Here is a 17,314-nt window from a genome sequence, read left to right as displayed (position 1 = left end):
GCTCTGCCCCGAACGGCACTCGCGTACCAAACGCGTTGTCGATCAGCACCCGCTGGCAGAAGCCGTGGATGGTGGAGATGGCCGCTTCGTCGATGTTGTCGAGAGCGCGGCGCAAGCGGGCGATGTCGGACTTCAGCGAGCCCTTCCGTTTTGACGCCAGCCGCGCCAGGACCTCGTCGTCGATCGCTTCGCCTGCGAGGGCGGCACACAGTGCAGCTTCCGCCTCGAGCAGTCGAGCCCTCACGCGATCCCTCAGCTCCGCCGTGGCCGCGTCGGTGAAGGTGACGACCAAGATCTCGGACGGATCGAGGCCCCGTTCGAGCAGGAGCCGCACGAACAGCGTGGTGATGGCGTAGGTCTTGCCAGTGCCTGCGCTCGCTTCCACGATGTTCGTCCCGCAGAGCTCGATCGCGATGGGGTCGAAGGGTTGCGGGGTGTCGTGGCTCATGTCCCCGCCTCCGCCCGAGCGGCGTCGAGCGGCCCGAACAGCGCGATGGCCAGCGCGTGAAAGTCGGTCTCATCGAGCCGCTTTTTTCCGGCCTCGAAGTCCGGGTCGAAGGGCGGCAACAAGCCGGAAAAAGCGCGCCCGGGATGCGGGTCGTGCAGTGACTCGGCGTGCTCGTCCCCGGAGTAGGTCTGCATCGCCGAGTCGAGCGCGGCAGCGGCGCTCTTCTGATGACCCGCAAAGTATTTGTGGCTCGTCTCCGGCATGAACGGCAACGGCCGCTCGAGCCCTCTCCGGTAGAGCTCGACCATGTCGGCGAGGAGCGCTCGCGCAGCGTCACTCGCCAGCGCGTCAAACCCCACCACCGCCGCGCTGGCACCGGCGCGTCCGATCAGCTGCGTCTTTGCGCTCGCCCCCGGCACGGCACACATCGCCACGTGGCGCGTCCAGCTCTCCAGCAGGTACTTGCACCCGGGCGTGGAGTACATGTGTTTGACGGCGCCGCCGGCCCAGCGATCGCCGATGCTGCCCGTCACGCGGGTACCGTCGGGGAGGTCCACTCGCACCTCGAGCGGCTCGAGCGCGGGGCCGGCGCGGGCGGCCTTCGCGCGTGTTGCAATGTCCGAAGCCGGGGCGTGCAGTCGCTCGAGCAGGATCTTTCCCGGGGGTCCCAGCGGCAGCTCCCCCTTCCCGCGCAGGAGCTGCTCCGCCTGATCGAGCGGAAAGTCGTCGAGCAGGTAGCCGATCAGCGCGCTGCCGAGCTTCCAGCTCTCCAGCGCATCGAGCTCGAGCGGTTCGCGGTCAAAGGTCGCCGAGTGCTCCTGTCGCAAGTACAGTCCGAGGCGTCGATTGAGGAAGTAGGCCGGGGGTGACTTGAAGAATTTCACCAGTTCTTCCAGGCCGATCTCGCGACTCTCCGGCCGCTGCATGGACCTTTCGATGAACAGGCGCTGGGTCTTCTGACTCGAGCGCGAGGCCTCGGCCGCTTCGGCATGAGCCTCCGAGTAGCTGAAGAGCTGAGGTTCTTCGTGATTGAAATAGCGCGGGCTGAAGCCCTGAAGCGGGTGCTCGACGACGAACCGCGCACGGGCTCGTGCTCGCGGCTCCGCTGTCTCTGCGGAGGCGTCGGCGGCGCCCTCGTGCTGGCAGCGCTCCCCCAGATAGTCGAGCAGCTCGGCGACACACACGCTCGGCATGCGCTTGCGATCGTCGCGCACACTCTGGCCGGTGTATGTGATGATGATGCGCTCGCGCGCCGCACACAGCGTCTCGAGAAACAGGTAACGGTCGTCCTCGCGCCGTGAGCGATCACCGGGACGCGATGGCGTGCTCCCGTTCTTGATCAGATCGAACTCGATGGGGCGGGGAGAGCGCGGGAAGTCACCGTCGTTCATGCCGAGCAGACACACCACCTTGAAGGGGATGCTGCGCATCGGGACCATGGCGCAGAAGGTCACCCCTCCGGACAGGAAGCCACGGTCGGCACCCGCGGCGTCGGCAGCCTGCTTCAGGAGCTCGTGCAGCACCTGCACGTCGACTGGCTCGGCGAAGTCGGCAGCGAGGGCATTCGTCACGGCGGCGTCGAGCACGCGCGACAGGCGCCCGAGCTGACGCGTGCCGTCGCGTCCGAGGTCGAAACACGCCTCCCCGAGCTCGAGGAGCGTGCCCGCCCATTCCGCGAGCGTGCGCGGGCGCTCGAGCTCTCTGAGCCAGGCAAACAAGCTGCGTGAGAACCAGGCGAGCTGGCCGAGCAGCTCGGCCTCTTTGCCTTCGATCTCGTCGAACGGCAGCACCCCCTCGAACAGGCGCCGCTCACCGGCTGGCATGGCGTAGCCCAAGAGCAGCCGGCGCAGGCCAAAGGCCCAGGTGTTGGCGGCGTCGTTGGGCAGGCCGAGCTCTGCCCGGTGTTCGGCGTCGATGCCCCAGCGCACGCCGCTCCGCGCGACCCAACCTCGCAGGCTCTCGATGGCTGCTGTGTCCAGGCCGAAACGCGCGCCGACCGGCTCGAGCACCAGGAGGTCGAACACCTCGGATGCCGTGACGCGTCCGCGCACCATCGAGAGGATCCGCAACATGCCGTCGACGACCGGCGCACCCTGGCGCTCGGACCGAGCTGCGACGTGATACGGGATGAAGTCCCGATCACCGAGGTCGCGGGCCGTCACCGCCTCGATGAGTGGGGCGTAGGTCGCGAGATCGGGCACGAGCACCACGACTTCTTCGGGGGCGATGGGTTGCTCTTTGCGCGTGAGCACCGCGAGCAGCTGATCACGCAGCACCTCCACCTCTCGCGTCGGACCGTGACAGGAGTGGACGGAGATCTCCGCGGTCGAACCCTGCACGAGTCCGAGCGGAGACGGCCCCAGCGGCCGGAACAAGTCGGCCTGCAGTGCACCGATCAGAGAGTCAGTCGCCGGCGGTTCGTGGAGCTCGGAGTGCACACAGTCGATGCCGAGCTCGAGGCCGGCGGTCCGAAGCACCCGGTCGAAATCGGTACCCAGCCGACCCAGTGAGCTCGACAGGGAATTATCCTCCGCGCGCTCACCCGACCCGTCCTTCTTCAGCGGCTCGGGTTGCCCTGGCAACGCAGGCTCCGGGCTCACTGAAAACAGGAAGAAGTGCACTTCCACGTGGCGCGAGAGCGCTGCGAGCACCCGCACGTACAGCGGCGGCAGTGTGGAGACGCCGAACACCAGCGCGCGGGGCGGAAGTCCAGGCAACCGCTGGCCGCTCTGCAGACGTTCGATCAGCGCCTCCCCCGCGCTTCCCAGGTGGGGGCGAGCCAGGCGTCGAGCGACACGCTGCCAGAGCACTGCTTGCCAGCGATTCTCTTGCTCGGCGACAACCGGCTCCCCCAGCTCCCAGGCTCGGAGCCAGTCCGGGCGATACGTGAGGTACTGATCGAAGACCGTGGCAATTCGCTCCGACAGCTCTCGGAGTCGCATCCCGCGGGGGTCGTTCGCGACGTAGCGCGCGAGCGCAGCGAAGTCGGGCGCCCCGAGCAGCTCCGGCAGTACACCCTGGATGCTCCAGGCAAGCAGGTCTTCCGAGAGCGGTGGGTCGCCGAGTGCGTCGGGGCCGAGCACCGTCTTGACCAGCCGCTCGACGAGCTCCCGCGGATACAGCATGCGTGAAGCCCAGACGTCGAAGCGTTTCGCGAGCTCCCCACCGAGCCAGATCTCCATGCCGCGCCCCTGCACGACCACGGCGTCCGGAGCGAGCGGCCCACCCACGGGCTCGGCGAGCAGATCACCGAGCGCGCCGACGAGCCGCTCGAGGCGGTTGCTGCGATGAAGCTGGAAGACGGGCATGACGTGGAGGGGCACGGTGATGGTAGGAGCGCGGCCACGCAGCGCCAATGGCGTCGGTCAGGCTACGTCCGAGCTACGTCGAAGGCGGTCGCAGGCCGCTCAGTTGACGTGATTTCGCCCGCCTCTATGCTTTGGCCATGGGACGAGCGCGGGGAAACTACGCTTACGCCACAGGTCTGGCCTTGTTCGGCGTGTTTCTCGGCATGTCGGCCTGCGGCTCGGACGATCAAGCCGACGCCCTCAAGCGCGGCAAGCTCGCCGAGGGCTGCCTGATCAACACCGACTGCAAGGCGCCCCTGGTCTGCGCCTTCCAGCGTTGCCACCAGCAGTGCCAAGAGCAGCGGGACTGCGAGGGCACCCAGCTATGTGTGCCGAGCAATCAACCGTTCAAGGTGTGTTTCCTCGAGGACGAGCAGCGCTGCAATCTGAACAGCGACTGCCCGGAGAGATTCCTGTGCGCAAAGGACGGCAACTGCCACCCCGTCTGCAAGCTGAACAAGGACTGCGCTGGTGGACAGGAGTGCATCTCCGGCGTGTGTGCGGCGTCCGATCAACTCGTCGATGGGGGGCTCCCGGTATCACCCGATGCCAGCAGCGACAGCGGCGAGGGGCTTACCTGTGTCTACAACTCGGACTGCGAGCCGCCGCTCGTCTGCCTCGGCGGCTCGTGTTTGCACCAGTGCAAAGCCAACGTCGACTGCTCCTATGGCTGGACGTGCGCGAGTGGAACCTGCCTGCCGCCGGGCAACGACGCAGGCGCCGACGGTGCCGTACCGAACTGCCAGAACGGCCAAAAAGATCCCGGCGAGACCGATATCGACTGCGGTGGGAGCTGCGGCGCGTGCGCCAACGAGAGCTGCACCAAGCCGAGCGAATGCGCGAGCCACGTCTGCACAGACCTGAAGTGTCAGACCCCGTCCTGCAGCGACGGTCTGCAGAACGGCGGCGAGTCCGACGTGGATTGCGGAGGGCCGGATTGCTCCAAATGCGGCTCAAAAAAGGGCTGCTGGGCCGTCGCCGACTGCACGACGGGCAGCTGTGTGCTCGGTGTCTGCTCGAGCGCGAGCTGTAGCAACAACAAACAGGACGGCAACGAGACGGCGACGGACTGCGGCGGCTCGGACTGCGCAGCGTGCGCGGATGGCCAGGGCTGCCTGGTCAACCCCGACTGCACGAGCGGCAACTGCGTGCAGAAGGTGTGCAAACCCGCCGGAGCCACCACCTGGGCTGAAGCCATCTCCGGAGTGCCGATGCTGGCTAGCGATCCGCAGGGCAACCTGGTCGTGGGCGGCGATTTCAACAGCGCACAGCAGATCGGCGGAGTGCAGCTCCAGCCCAACGGACAGGACATCTTTCTGGCGAAGTACACTCCGGCCGGGGCGCCCATCTGGGTCTTGCGCGTCGGCGGCACGGGCTCCGATTCGTTGGCGAAGGTCGGAACCGACTCCAAGGGTGACGTGTTGATCGTGGCAAGCTCGGGAACCGGCGGTTCGTTCGGTGGTCCCACACTCAGCTGCGGTAGCGGACTGGTGGTCGCGAAGTACTCGGGCTCGAACGGCAACCACGTCTGGTCGCGCTGCATCGATTCACCGGCGAGCTCGAGCATTCAGGTTCACGGCGGCGGCGTGGCTCCGGGCGGAGATGTGATCGCGGCCGGCAGTTTCTACGGCACCGTGGATTTTGGCGGCACACTGCTGAGCGACAACTACAACCAAGGATACGTCGCCCGATACTCCGGCGTCGACGGCAGCCTGGTTTTTGCGGTCGAATTCGAGCATCAGAACGGCGGACAGGTCGCGGTGCGGGAGGTCGCCGCGGACGGGCAGATCACCTACGCGGTCGGCAGTTTTCTGGCGACGACGAGCTTCGGTTCCCAGCAGCTCACCGCCGTCGGCAGCAGCGACATGTTCGTGGCCGCGCTCGGCGCCGATGGCTCGACGACCAAGGTCGTCGGGTTCGGCGATACCGGCAGCGACGTCGCGCATGCAGTCAGCCTGGCCGGCGCTCAGGGGCTGGTCGTGACCGGCGAGTTCCACAATCAGACCAACTTCGGCACCGGGTTGATCCCGAACGCAGGCGGAGCGGACGTCGTCTTGCTCTCCCTCGACAAGACGACCCTGGCGCCCGCTTGGGCAAAGGGTTTCGGCTCGACCGCGGACGACCGCGGGGTTGCGCTGTCCGTGCGCCCGAATGGTGAGATCGCGCTCGCAGCCTTCATCGGCGGCGCCGCGAACTTCGGGACCGGACCCCTGACGTGGATTGGTAATCACGATGGTGTGTTCGCGCGTTTCTCCACGAGCGGCGCGACGTTGTACGCCAAGAGCTTCGGCGGCCTGTACAACGACGAGGGGACTGGCGTTGCGTGGGTCGGCAGCGCCCTTGGCATCGCAGGCATCTACTCCGGCGGGCTGGTCGACCCGGGGACGGGAAACCTGGACGCCACGAAGAGTGCATTCTTCGGGATATTGCTGCCGTGAGCGGGCGACGCGGCGGCGCTCGAGCGCGGCCGAACTTGGTCGACAATCAGGGGGGCTCTGACTTGCACACCCGACCGCGCTCCGGCGCCTTTGCATCGAGCCGACTCGCAGCGAGCTCGAGCAACTCGCCCTCGCTGCAGCCCGCGCTCCGCAGCACGACCGCAACCAACCCTGGTGTGTCTTCGACTTCTCGGTAGCTCCACGGGAGCTTGCTGCCGCACGCGATCTCCGCCAGCTTCAGTGCGCGCTCCCCCGAGGCCGAGGCCGACGCCGACGACGACGGCGCCGGCGCGGCACTCGGCGCCCCAGCCGGATGTGCTCGGGCCTCCGCGAGGGCGGCACATCGAGCACGGAGCGCGCGCGCCGCACCCGCTTCGTGCTCGTGATCGCCCAAGACCACCAGGCTCGCGTGCAGCGCCGCGCGCTCGGGCTCGGATTCGTGGGTCAGCTTCTGCTCGATGCGCTTCCGGGCTTCCGCCCGCTGCTCCTTCGGCGTCTGCTCCAGGCGACTCAGCACGGAGCCGCGTGCCTTCGGCTCCTTGGCCCGCAGGATGAACGCCCCGGCCAGGGCACGGGCCTCCGCTGCGTCGGGCTCCTTTCGGTCGCGACCGAGCGCGAACGTGAGGTCGTCGATGGGCGAGCCCTCACGCTCGAGCTCCGCCAGCAGGATCGCCCGGTGTGTTGGGTTCTCGTTGTTCAAGCCGCGAACCACCGCGGATGCCGTGGCGGCGTCCTTGCTGGCGACCAGCTTGCTCAGCTCTGCTTGGTCTTGCTCGAATCCGAGCATGAAGCGCAGAAACGCTCGGCGTTCGTCGGCTGCGCAGCGCTCTACGAAGGGCTCGACCGAAGCGCGCACGCCCGCGCCGCCCACCCTCCAGCTTTGTTCAGCGAGAGCACTCACACCCCAGGTCACGATCTTCTGGACCAGCTCCTGGGCAGCGGAGCTGAACTTCTCGGCGCACGCCGCTTCCACGATGCGCGCCGTGAAGGCCGTGGCCGCCTCGGGTTGTTTCGGGTCGAAACAGGCGAGCGCGGCGCTGCTGGTCTGTGCGTCCGGCTTCGCCTGAGCGAGCTCGTGCAGCAGACTGGTCCTGTCCGCGGCCGAACCCACGGGCGCTTTGCGGTCGCAGAGCAGCCCGAGGGCGCTCGACTTGACCAGGCTGCTCTCGGACGGGTCGACGAGCCGCTCCTTGGCCACCGGCAACGCGTCCGAGCCCGCGTGGGTCAACATCTCGGCAATGATCCGCCGTCGGCGCTCCGTGTCGGAAGTACTCGTGAAGAGCGCGCGGTATCCGGAGAGCACGTCGACCTGTTTCTGGAGGGAGCTCCAGGCGAACTTCCCGGGCTTTCCCTCCGCGTCGGCGCTTGCGCGAGCGACCTCGACCACGAGGTTCCGCCTGAGCTCCACCAGCTGGAGCAGCGCGACCTTCTTCCAGACGCCGTCCTCGAAGGCGAGCGCCTGGACGAACTGACCGTTCTCGCGGAACACGGCGTGGTAGGTCTCGCGGCCCTTTTCGCTGACGGTCGCGATGCGAAGCTTCTCCGGGAACAGCGCGTCGGCGATGGCGAACGGAATGATGATGATGCAGACCGGGCTGTGGCCACAGCCGCCGCCTCCGCCCTTCGGCGCGGCTCGTTTCTCGACCTTGACCGTCACGTCCGGCGGGTCGTCCAGCTTCTCGACGGCGCGGAGCTCCGTGGGCACACTCACGAACGACTCGAACTCCACCTTCGACTCACAGCGCGCGCAGCCGGCAAGCCACAGCGCAAGCAGCGCAAACAGCGCCAGCGAGCGCTTACAATGAGTCCTGCCGTCCATGCTGCGTCGCGATGTTACTCGGCCGGGCCAGTTCGGACCATCGACCGCGTGCGGGACCTGCTAGAACACCGTCGACCGCGGGCGCGTAGCCCCCTAGCGCACCAGAAGTGAACCCGTGCCCGTCGACGTTCTGACCGAGACCACCATCGCCCTGCCGCGCGACGAGGTCGCCGCCTTCGCGAGCAATCCCGACACGGCGCCGGAGTGGTACGAAAACATCAAGTCGGTGGAGTGGCAGACCCCGCCGCCGGTCGGCGTAGGCGCGCGAGTCGCGTTCGTCGCCCTTTTCCTCGGCCGACGCCTCGCCTACACCTACGAGGTCGTCGAGCTCGTCGCTGGCGAGCGGCTGGTCATGCGCACGGCGGAGGGCCCGTTTCCGATGGAGACGACCTACACCTGGGAAGCGAGCGGCGAGCGGAGCACCCGAATGACCCTGCGGAACCGCGGTGAGCCGTCGGGCTTCTCCAGGCTCGCAGCGCCGATGATGGCGGCCGCGATGCGACGCGCGAACCAGAAAGATCTGGCGCGGCTCAAGTCGATCCTCGAAGCGCGGAGCGCTGGGTGACGACGTCTCGCTTCGACGAGTACTGGCAAGCGCACTTCCCCGAGCTCGCGCCGGCTGGCCTTGCATTCCAAGAGTCGTTGCGGACGCGTTGGCTGCGCATCCACAGCCTGCCGGGCTCGAAGCGCTACGCCGATTCGCCGGAGGAACGCGCGGAGCTGCTGCAGCGTCATCGACAGGTGGCGGACGTCGTTCTGGGCGCGTCGAGCGCGTGCGCGCTGCTGGTTGCTGGATTTTCAGACGCCCCCGGCCCCGCCGACGAACCGACGCTGGCGCGATTGCCGCAGCTCGCTTTCACGCAGGCCTTGCTCGACCATCCCGATTGGCTGACGAATGAGATCAGCATCACGACGTTCGAGCCGAGCCGCCCTCGCGAAGCGGCCGCTCGGCGCCGAGCCCCCCCCCGCGGCCACCCGCAGGCCGCGTAGCGGCCGAGGACGGACGAGGCCGCGCTCGGCTCGCGCTGATGCCGCGGGCGGCGGCTCGCTACTTCTCGCACCCCACACGCGACCAGATGATCCGATCGCGATCGAGGTAGGTCGACGACGCGAAGTACACCGTGTTCGGGTAGGCGGCGACTCCGCCGGTGATCGGTGAATCCGTGGTCGGGAGCGCACCGAGCGCGACGATGAACGCCCCCGAGCCCCGCGTGACGACGACTACCTCCGGCGGCGAAGCGAGCCCCGTGTCCCCAACGAGCGCGACGATGCCGTCGCGGCTGCCCACGGCGGCGAAAACCGGGCGCGAAAGCGGCGTGGTCGCGACGAGCTCCGCGTTGACGTCGAGCTCACCCACGACCTGCTGCCCTACGACGACGACGTGCGCGCCATCCCAAGCCGCAGTGCGCTGCGGGGTGTCGTTGTTCCAGTTCCCACCGTGCGTGCGCACGGGGGAGCGAAGCTCGCCGAAGTCGTCGAGGGCCACCGCCTGCATCTGTCCGTTGCTGGTCAGCCAGGTCGCAACGAGTCCGCTGCAGGTCCTCGTGAGCGTGAGCCCCGTGGCCGGTGCGTCCGTGAGCGGAACATCCACCAAGCGCTCGCTCAGGGTCTGGTCGACCAGCACGAAGCGCGGCGTCGGGCCGATCAACGCCGCTAGCGCGCGTCCAACTCCGACCACCGCAGGGGGGACGCGGTTGGTGCCGCCGATCGGCGCAGGCATCGGCGCGCTCACCTCCTGTGTCTCGAGGTTCAGCTCCACGACCTTGTCGAGGTTGGCATCGACCACCACGCCGCGCACCTTGTCCTCGCGCTCGAAGATCGGCAGCGGCATCTCGTTGTCCGGTGCGCCCGCGGGAAGCGGACCCGATGCGGTGATGCTCAGCGAGTCATTGAGGAGCGCCACGCCGGCGACCAGCTGGATGTCGCCGCTGCAACAGGTTCGGCTTCCCCAAGGAACGAGCGGGCCGTACTGCGACAGGAAGCCCGTGCCAATCTGGACGTTGCCCGCGATGGCCGCGAGGTCGATCGCTCCCTCGGCCTGAATCGCCACCGGGAGCTCGCAGACGCGCGGGGTCACGCACGCCGGCAGTGCTTCAGGGGTGCCGCCTTTCGGCGGGCAGCCGGGGCACGCCGAATCGCGGTCCTGCGTTGCGTCGCCGCATCCCACCACGAGCAGACACAGCAAACCCACACCTCGCCTCATGCTGCGCCCCCATCCACACAGTTGGCCCGGATCTCGATGCTGCTCCCGCCGAGGGCGCTGCACGTCGCTGGGCACAGGATGATGCGGCCCGGTAATGTGCCGGGGGCAAGCTGCTGATCGAAGTGGAAAGCGAACCCCGCAACCGGGCAGTCAGCGTGCGTCGCGACGCGCTGCAACGCGAGCGGAGCGCCGTTGTTCACCGCACGCACCGCCACACCCGCCGGGTCGGGCGGGTTGTCGGGCCACGGGATGGCGTACTCACAGGCGCTCGCAGCTTTGCGGATCGCGTTCAAAGAGCCGAGCAATTCGGTCGCGACCGGTTCGTCCGTGGTGACGATGAACGCCTGCTCCGTCCCGCCGGCTTGCGCCATCTTTCCCAGATTGATCAGCGCGTCTTGTTCTTCTTTGGGCGAAAACACTCCAATCACGAAGGTCGCGATGCCAGCGTCGAGTCCGGCGGCGGCAACCTCGCTCAGGCGCGGGATCCCCGCGGCGGGCTCCTTTTGCTTCGGATCGATTTCGGGATCACAAACCGTGGGGAAGCCGTCGGTGGCGAGCAGCACGATCACCTTGTGTTTGGGGTGCTTCGCGCTCCATTCGCGGGCGGCGCGGTGAACGCCATCGAGGGCCGGCCAGGTGGGGGTCGCGCCATCCGTGTCCCGAGTGTCCAGCGCGATCAGGAGCTTCGTCCGGACCGCAGGGAGTGTGCCGCTCACGACCGGCGTGGTGTAACTCGCGACGTCGCAGGACGCTCGATTGAGGCAGGCGCCGAGCGGCAGGCAGGCCTCGCCGGGTTTGCAGTACGCCGATGGGTCGAAGCCGGCGAGGCAGAGCGCGTCCGCGTCGCTCGCGCAACCCCCGAGCTGGTAACACGCGTCACTCGGATCGCTCGTGCCCGCGCAGTCGGCGTTGGTGTCGCAGCTCTTCTCCTGACTGGGCAAACACAGCTTGTCGAAGGCGTAACAGGCGCCGATCTGCCCGCAAGCGGCATCGCTCACACAGCGAGCGGGGACCTCTGGGTGGATCTCCGGAAAAAAGTCCAGCGAGATCCCGATGCCCTGGGACTCTGGGTCATCCATGAACGCGGCGAGTGCATCGCGCATGGCCACGGCCTTCGACACACCGTCGGCGGTCTTGAACGCCATCGAGCCGGAGGAATCCAGCATCACGAATGCGTCGAGGCTGGCCGCCTCCGCATCGGCGGTGAGCACGGCGCACTCGCCGAGAGCCGAGACCGGCAACCCCGTCTTAGCGCCACAACCCGCGGGCACCAACGCGAGCGCGAGCCCCGCGACCGCCAGAAACACACACGTCCGTCGCACCCACGCCACGACACACCCGCGTTCGAGTGTAGCACTCCGTACTGGCGCCGCCTGCCCGCACGTTTCGGCCGGCGTCAGTGGCTGCCTGTGCGACAACTGGGTGACTCGCTCGGCGATCCAGGCCACTGACCGGCACACCGTAATCGAACCCCCTTACGGGCCCCACTTCGCGAATGGACGCGGGATCGCGCCGGCAGCCGTACCCTCACGGGCGCCAGCGAGCGCATCACGTCGCCGCGCTGCGCTCGGCACGCTGGCCGCCGGATGTTCACGCTCTGCCGGCGAGACTGGGGTTTCACCACCCACAAGGACAGGGGCTCAGCGAGTCTCCTGGGCCGTTGTCCGGGGGCGGGGTGTGTGCGAAGCTACGTAGCGTGGAGTTCGACGAGTTGACCCCGGAGCAACGCCAGCTCGTGACTGAGATGGAACCGCTGTGGCGGCGCGCCTACCACATCGTGAAAACACGGCCTGAGCTCGACGTTTCGGACGTTTTCCACGCGCTCCGTAACCTCCAGCGCAGCCCGACAGAGCGTCTACGTCGCGCCCTGACCTATGGTCGACCTCGCGTTCACGGCCGCTGAACGCACCTTTCTCGAGGCGCTCGAGGATCATGGCGTCCGCTACATGATCGTCGGCGTCAGCGCTGCGGTGCTGCAGGGAGCGGACACCGTTACAGCGGACGTCGACTTATGGTTCGCAGACAAGGCGGACGCGGGCATCGGGGAGGCCGCGCGCCGCGCAGGCGGAGTTTGGGTTCCTGGGAATTTCGGCATGATGCCGCCGATGTTGGGGGGCGAAAATTTGGGCGACCGGTTCGATGTCGTTCTCACCTTGTCGGGTCTCGAGGATTTTGAAACCGAGGCGCTCACGGCCAAGAGGATCGAAGTCGACGGCTTGTCGGTCCCAGTGCTGCCTCTCGAACGCATCATCGTCTCGAAGCGCGCCGCCGGTCGCGCAAAGGATGTCGCCGTGTTGCCCGCGCTCCAGGCCGCGCTCGCCGCGTCTCGAGACCAGATCTGACGCGCCGGCACGCCACCACCACGGTTGCCCGAGCGGCTGCCGACAGCTAGGGCTGAAGATCCACTGCAACCCCGCTGCGGTCTGCGCCAACGAGCTGTGCTCACCCACCGAGCTGACCGAGATGGTGGCTTCGACGGGGACTAGGCAGCGCGTTGGACCAAGGACGCGCCACGCGAGGCGGTCAGCTGAGCTCACTGACACTGCTGTGTGCAAATCGTCTCCGCACACTTGATGAAGGGCTGGAGTTCGGGCGAGCCGTGGTCGCACTGTGCGACACAGCTCACGAATGGAGTGCCATCGGTGAGACATTGTGCAATGCAGACATAGTCAGAAACACACGGAACCGCCCCAGTGCAAGTCGAGACATCTCCGCAGCAGCCTTGGCTCAAACAACTCCCGCAACTTGAAGTACCCAGCTTTTTGCACGCGCACTTTGCGCCGGCCTCGCAGGCCGACCCATTGCAGCACGTGGTGATGAAATTGCTGCACTCCTGACCGTCCGTCGCGCACCCCGGGTCCGCCTCACAATGGCCACCGAGACACTGCGCTCCCCAACAACAGAGGTCGGTCGTGCTGCACGATTGACCGAAGTCGAGGCAAGTTGTCCCGCCGATCCCAGCGGTCCCGCCGCCGATCCCGGCGGTCCCGCCGCCGGTCCCAGCGGTCCCGCCCGCACCGCCCGTCCCTGCACTGGCCCCACCCGCCGCCGCGCCGGCGCCACCTGTCACCGCCCCGTCGCCGCCTTGCGGTGCGGACGAGGTTTCGTCGCAGGCCGGCAACGAGCACAGGACCAGCGCAACTGCCAAACTCGATGCTTCGCGACTCACGCGGAGAGCGTAGCACCAGGCAACACGTGCCACGGGCCCGAGCGCGCGGACTGAGTCCGTACTCCGTGTAGCCGAACGTCGCCCCTGGAGTGCACTCGCCGCCGATCCGGGCACGCCCGTCGACGGCAGTCCCGAGAGCGAGGAGGAGCCGGTCCGCCTGTGCAGTTTCGGCGCAGCAACTCCGCGGGGCGCGGCGCATGGACCCCGGCCTTCGCGCCGCATCGCATGGCGCTGCGCCGAGGGCCCAGATAGAATGGACACATGAGCGCAAAGCGCGTGGTGCTGCTCGGTCTTGCAGTGGGCATCGTCGCCTGCTCCGGCAAGACAGATCGCAACTGCAACGAGGCCGTCACCGACTGCAGCCACGCGTACGGAGGTTCGTCCGGGACCGGCGCAGCGGGCGGGGCGGCGAGCGGTGGGAGCGGCGCCGTGTCGACGAGCCCCAAGCCGCCCGAAGGACCATTTCCCGCGCCGAACGTCGCAGCGGCGAGCTGCTCCGCGCCAGGCACGGTGACTGACGTCTTCGATCTCCCGGGCGTCCGCGCTTGGCTCGTGAGGAGCTGGTTCTTCTGCAGCGGTGGTTCGATCTTCGATTCGCCTCACGATGGACTCGAGTTCGCGGAAGACGGGCACTGGTACTTCTTGGACCTGAAGCTGGGAAAGCTCGTGCGGCGTGAAGACTTCTCGGGCGGGGGCGTCTGGGATCTGGTCGATACGTCGAGCATGAATGGCCCCGGGCCCAACTCGGTTCAGCTGAACATCGACAGCTTCCAGGGCGGTGGCATCCCGGCCTTCGTGCGCTTCGCGGTCGAGCCGATGAAGCTCAACCTGAGCGCGTACCCCGGCGTGCCGACGGAGTACGTGGCGGCGAACCCCACGGGCCCGCAAGCCGCCTGCGCGGTCTGCGAGCATCCCTGGTTCACCTGCGGGAAACCCGGTTGGGAGTCCGTGAACTTCCAGATGGAGTCGCAAGAGAGCAGCGGTTGCACCGGACGCATTGTGATGGCCGGCGGTTCGCCTTCCACCGAACTGAAGATCCACTGCAACCCCGCTGCGGTCTGCGCCAACGAGCTGTGCTCACCCACCGAGCTGACCGAGACGTCGTTCACATGGAACGGGGCGAGCTGTGGCGCTTCAAAGTGACGTTGCCCTACAACGAACCCGACTCCTGGGACAGATCGAACTTCGCCCCGCCGGAATCGTAGTGGGTGGTCTTGCCGAACGTGGTGATGTCGTACGCGACGGCGGCCTCGAACGTGCCGGGCCAGGTCCCCGGCGTGTGATGGATCACCAGCCGTCCCCCGGGCGGCACGGTCGCGAAGAACGCCTGGCTCGAGGCCGGGTCCTCGATCTGGGCGGCGAACGCGGAGGCCTCGGTGAGAACGCTCTTCGGGATCCCGGGCCAGTGGACGGACTCGGTCACGACCTCGCCCAGATCATTGACCTGCGCCCACGCGAACGAGTCCACGATCGGGATCGCTTGGTACTGCCTGCTGAGCGTCGACGTGTACGCCACGAGCTTCCAATCCGGCGGCTCGGTCCCTGAGCCCGCGGCGCTCGCCGTTGTGTTGACCGTCACCTTGTCGATTTCGGCGGCAGGCAGGCCGGTACCGACGAAGTACGATCGAACTTCGGCATTGTGCGCGTCCGCACCCCCCGGCAGCGGGGGCCGTGCCCGCGACGGGGCGTCAGCATTCGGCAGTGCAAGCACGCTGCCGGTGTTGTGATTCGTGGCGAAGACGCCCCACGGACCGATCACTTTGTCCATTCCGAACTCGCTCTTCGTCTCGGTCACCGTCGGACCAATGGCGAAACGCGAACGGCTGAATAGATGCAGGTACCCATCGGCAGTGCTCGCGCCTGCGGTACTCGCGGGCGCGTCGGGCGGCTCGGCGCAACCGAAGAGCCCGAGCGTGATCAAGATCGCGACTGCGTTTCTCATGGCGATTCTCGCGCCTCGCCCGGAGGATACGCCCGGGCAACGGGACACGCCAGCCGTCGCCTTCACGCGGAGCGGCATGTCGCGAACCGGCACAGCGCCGCTCGGAACAGCGCGCAGTCGCGACCATCTCTTCGGGAGGAGCTGTCCTCCTGGTCACGCTGGGTTCAATTTGACCTGGGTCCGCGAGCGAGCGAGATTGCGTGGGTCTTGCGGCACCGAGCAGCCTTGCTGACTGTCGCGCTGGGCCTGGTCGGCGTGACCAACGTCGCGCTCGCGGCGCCCGCGAGCTACGAGCTCGACTATGAAGCCGCAGACGGCTGCCCTGATATTGCGGGATTTGTGGCGCAAATCTCGGCGCGAGCGCGGAACGCCGAGCATGCGCCCGGACACGCAGAGTTCCGCTTCGTCGTACGGATCGGGCGGCGCAGTACCGACTGGTGGGGCCACGTGGATCTCGGGTGGCGGGATTGGTGTCCGCTCCAGGAATCCTACTCGGGCACTCCGGGCGGTTGCGGCTGCTTGCCTAACTGGACGGGGCACGCCTCGATGGGCAGCTGCTCCCTGGAGCATCCGGACACGCACCAGACGATGCAGGTCAGCTGCGCCCAGTTTGGGCTGTGCATGGGCGGCTTCCAGGCCTGTGCGTGTAGCGTGTCCGGGTGCAGAGCGAACGAGGTCTCGGACGTCCATTTCGACCTCGAACTTCAGGGTGGACAGCTCGACGGGAGCATGACCGCCGCCTGGTGGGGGGACTACCCGGTGCACCTGAATCGCGTGCTCTCCGCCGGCCCGTCCCCTTGAGTGCGCCGGTTTCGCAACTGGAACAGGCCGGCGGCAACGAAGTCGGCGCCCTCGGACGGACCGCCGGGCTGACCCACTTTCGCATTCATACCCAAGGCGGTAGAAACACGACGGGATGGGCCACCGAGCACGAACGCACGCGCGGATCGGTTGGCGTTCTCGGCTGCTTGCCGGCGTGCTGTTCTTTCCCGGAGTCGCCCTGGCCAAGCCGTCACCCGCGATCGAATACTCTGCGCCACAGGGTTGTCCAGACGAGCGGCAGTTCTTCGCGGTAGTGGCGAGCCATCTGCGGGGCGATTCCAGTGGTCTGGATCTGCCGACCGTCGTGGAGGTCGTGCAGGACGAGTCGGGTTCGACGGCCCGGATCGAGTTCGTGGACAGCGTTGGCGTAAAGTCGATCCGTGAGCTCCATGCACCGACGTGTGGCGAGGTAGCCGCCGCGGCCGCGTTGGTCGTTGCGCTGGCCATCGACACGCAGCATGCCGCTCCGCCGGCGTCAGCGCTGACGCCGACTCCCACACCTGTGCCGACGGCGGCTCCGCTCACCGTCCGGGCGTCGCCGACCGGGCTGCCACCAAGAGACAGGGTCCGGCGTACGCCGAAGCGCCGCGACGTGTACCTCGAGCTGGGTGCCGGCGGATTTGCGGAGCAGGCCGTCGCGCCGGACCCATTGCTCGGAGGCAACGCTTTCTTCGGACTCGGTGACAAGAGCGCCGCCTGGAACCTGCGGGGCCGCGTCGCGTATGCGCGCAGCGGGGTCGTCGTCAACGGGGAGCAGCAAGCGCGCTTCAGCCTGCTCGCCGGGGGTCTCGATGTCTGTGTCTGGCCGCTCGTGAGTGGGCAGCGTTGGGCGGTGCAACCGTGCGCGGCGGGCGAGCTCGGCCGCGTCGAGAGCGAAGGGCTCGACACGGTCGGCTACGCACCCGTTCGTCGCGACACAACCTGGGGAGCCGCAGGGCCCCTGCTGCGCGTCCAAGGCGAGCTCGAGACGCTGCGAGTCGAGGCCTTTGGCGGCCCATGGATCCCTTTCGCAGGCACCCGTAGCTTCGTGTTCGAGGGACCGGACGGCGGAACCGAGTTTCATCGGGTCCCGTGGGTCGGGTGGCTCGGTGGAGTCAATCTCGCGCTGCGCCTCGACTGAGCGCCC

The 17,314-nt window shown here is 67.7% G+C and carries 13 protein-coding genes and 1 pseudogene; 7 read left to right on the top strand and 7 right to left on the bottom strand.

What is annotated here, in order from left to right; genetic code table 11:
- Positions 1–28 precede the first annotated feature (28 nt).
- Together IPI67_14330 and recC are read right to left on the bottom strand one after the other, a co-directional pair.
- A pseudogene (locus IPI67_14330) lies at positions 29–448 on the bottom strand (UvrD-helicase domain-containing protein).
- Positions 445–3,771, bottom strand: coding sequence for an exodeoxyribonuclease V subunit gamma (gene recC / locus IPI67_14325; protein ID MBK7581376.1), 3,327 nt, complete (start codon positions 3,769–3,771; stop codon positions 445–447). The pseudogene IPI67_14330 and the gene recC overlap by 4 nt, the downstream one beginning before the upstream one ends.
- Positions 3,772–3,893: 122 nt before the next feature.
- On the opposite strand from recC, the gene IPI67_14320 reads away from it, so the two are divergent.
- On the top strand, positions 3,894–6,233 hold the full coding sequence (locus IPI67_14320; GenBank protein MBK7581375.1) for a hypothetical protein: 2,340 nt from the start codon (positions 3,894–3,896) through the stop codon (positions 6,231–6,233).
- Positions 6,234–6,279: 46 nt separating this feature from the next.
- Here the strand turns inward: IPI67_14320 and IPI67_14315 are convergent, their stop codons facing one another.
- Positions 6,280–8,052: a hypothetical protein gene (locus IPI67_14315; protein ID MBK7581374.1), complete on the bottom strand. Its 1,773-nt coding sequence runs from the start codon at positions 8,050–8,052 to the stop codon at positions 6,280–6,282.
- Between the two features lie 115 nt (positions 8,053–8,167).
- Here IPI67_14315 and IPI67_14310 point away from each other — a divergent pair, with 115 nt between their 5' ends.
- Together IPI67_14310 and IPI67_14305 are read left to right on the top strand one after the other, a co-directional pair.
- Positions 8,168–8,617 carry an SRPBCC family protein gene (locus IPI67_14310; GenBank protein MBK7581373.1) on the top strand — a complete coding sequence of 150 codons (450 nt, stop codon included), beginning with the start codon at positions 8,168–8,170 and terminating at the stop codon, positions 8,615–8,617.
- Positions 8,614–9,042, top strand: a complete 429-nt coding sequence (locus IPI67_14305) for a hypothetical protein (protein MBK7581372.1) — start codon at positions 8,614–8,616, stop codon at positions 9,040–9,042. The genes IPI67_14310 and IPI67_14305 overlap by 4 nt, the downstream gene beginning before the upstream one ends.
- 58 nt (positions 9,043–9,100) lie before the next feature.
- Here the strand turns inward: IPI67_14305 and IPI67_14300 are convergent, their stop codons facing one another.
- Together IPI67_14300 and IPI67_14295 are read right to left on the bottom strand one after the other, a co-directional pair.
- Complete coding sequence (locus IPI67_14300; GenBank protein ID MBK7581371.1) at positions 9,101–10,255, bottom strand: hypothetical protein; 1,155 nt, start codon at positions 10,253–10,255, stop codon at positions 9,101–9,103.
- Entirely contained in the window at positions 10,252–11,586 is a 1,335-nt protein-coding gene (locus tag IPI67_14295; GenBank protein ID MBK7581370.1) for a hypothetical protein, read from the bottom strand. Before IPI67_14295 ends, IPI67_14300 begins: the two co-directional genes overlap by 4 nt.
- 543 nt (positions 11,587–12,129) lie before the next feature.
- On the opposite strand from IPI67_14295, the gene IPI67_14290 reads away from it, so the two are divergent.
- Positions 12,130–12,597: a nucleotidyltransferase gene (locus IPI67_14290; protein ID MBK7581369.1), complete on the top strand. Its 468-nt coding sequence runs from the start codon at positions 12,130–12,132 to the stop codon at positions 12,595–12,597.
- A 191-nt stretch (positions 12,598–12,788) separates the two neighbouring features.
- Here the strand turns inward: IPI67_14290 and IPI67_14285 are convergent, their stop codons facing one another.
- Positions 12,789–13,424, bottom strand: coding sequence for a hypothetical protein (locus IPI67_14285; protein ID MBK7581368.1), 636 nt, complete (start codon positions 13,422–13,424; stop codon positions 12,789–12,791).
- A 261-nt stretch (positions 13,425–13,685) separates the two neighbouring features.
- Here IPI67_14285 and IPI67_14280 point away from each other — a divergent pair, with 261 nt between their 5' ends.
- On the top strand, positions 13,686–14,567 hold the full coding sequence (locus IPI67_14280; protein MBK7581367.1) for a hypothetical protein: 882 nt from the start codon (positions 13,686–13,688) through the stop codon (positions 14,565–14,567).
- Between the two features lie 7 nt (positions 14,568–14,574).
- On the opposite strand, the gene IPI67_14275 is transcribed toward IPI67_14280, so the two are convergent.
- A complete protein-coding gene (locus IPI67_14275; protein ID MBK7581366.1) occupies positions 14,575–15,366 on the bottom strand; it encodes a hypothetical protein in 792 nt (263 codons plus the stop codon).
- Between the two features lie 225 nt (positions 15,367–15,591).
- Here IPI67_14275 and IPI67_14270 point away from each other — a divergent pair, with 225 nt between their 5' ends.
- Positions 15,592–16,167: a hypothetical protein gene (locus IPI67_14270; protein MBK7581365.1), complete on the top strand. Its 576-nt coding sequence runs from the start codon at positions 15,592–15,594 to the stop codon at positions 16,165–16,167.
- A gap of 175 nt (positions 16,168–16,342) precedes the next feature.
- Entirely contained in the window at positions 16,343–17,308 is a 966-nt protein-coding gene (locus tag IPI67_14265) for a hypothetical protein (GenBank protein ID MBK7581364.1), read from the top strand.
- The last annotated feature ends 6 nt before the right edge of the window (positions 17,309–17,314 follow it).

This window comes from Myxococcales bacterium, from assembly GCA_016706225.1.
Lineage (GTDB): Bacteria > Myxococcota_A > Polyangia > Polyangiales > Polyangiaceae > JADJKB01.
The sequence above is the reverse complement of the archived record's forward strand: the minus strand, read 5'-3'. Positions and strand labels throughout refer to the sequence as shown.

What these genes read in the sequence shown, in the direction of transcription:
- IPI67_14320 (MBK7581375.1), top strand. Translation starts at nt 3,894, where the DNA reads ATGGGACGAGCGCGGGGAAACTACGCTTACGCCACAGGTCTGGCCTTG.
- IPI67_14315 (MBK7581374.1), bottom strand. Translation starts at nt 8,052, where the DNA reads ATGGACGGCAGGACTCATTGTAAGCGCTCGCTGGCGCTGTTTGCGCTG.
- IPI67_14300 (MBK7581371.1), bottom strand. Translation starts at nt 10,255, where the DNA reads ATGAGGCGAGGTGTGGGTTTGCTGTGTCTGCTCGTGGTGGGATGCGGC.
- IPI67_14290 (MBK7581369.1), top strand. Translation starts at nt 12,130, where the DNA reads ATGGTCGACCTCGCGTTCACGGCCGCTGAACGCACCTTTCTCGAGGCG.
- IPI67_14280 (MBK7581367.1), top strand. Translation starts at nt 13,686, where the DNA reads ATGAGCGCAAAGCGCGTGGTGCTGCTCGGTCTTGCAGTGGGCATCGTC.
- IPI67_14275 (MBK7581366.1), bottom strand. Translation starts at nt 15,366, where the DNA reads ATGAGAAACGCAGTCGCGATCTTGATCACGCTCGGGCTCTTCGGTTGC.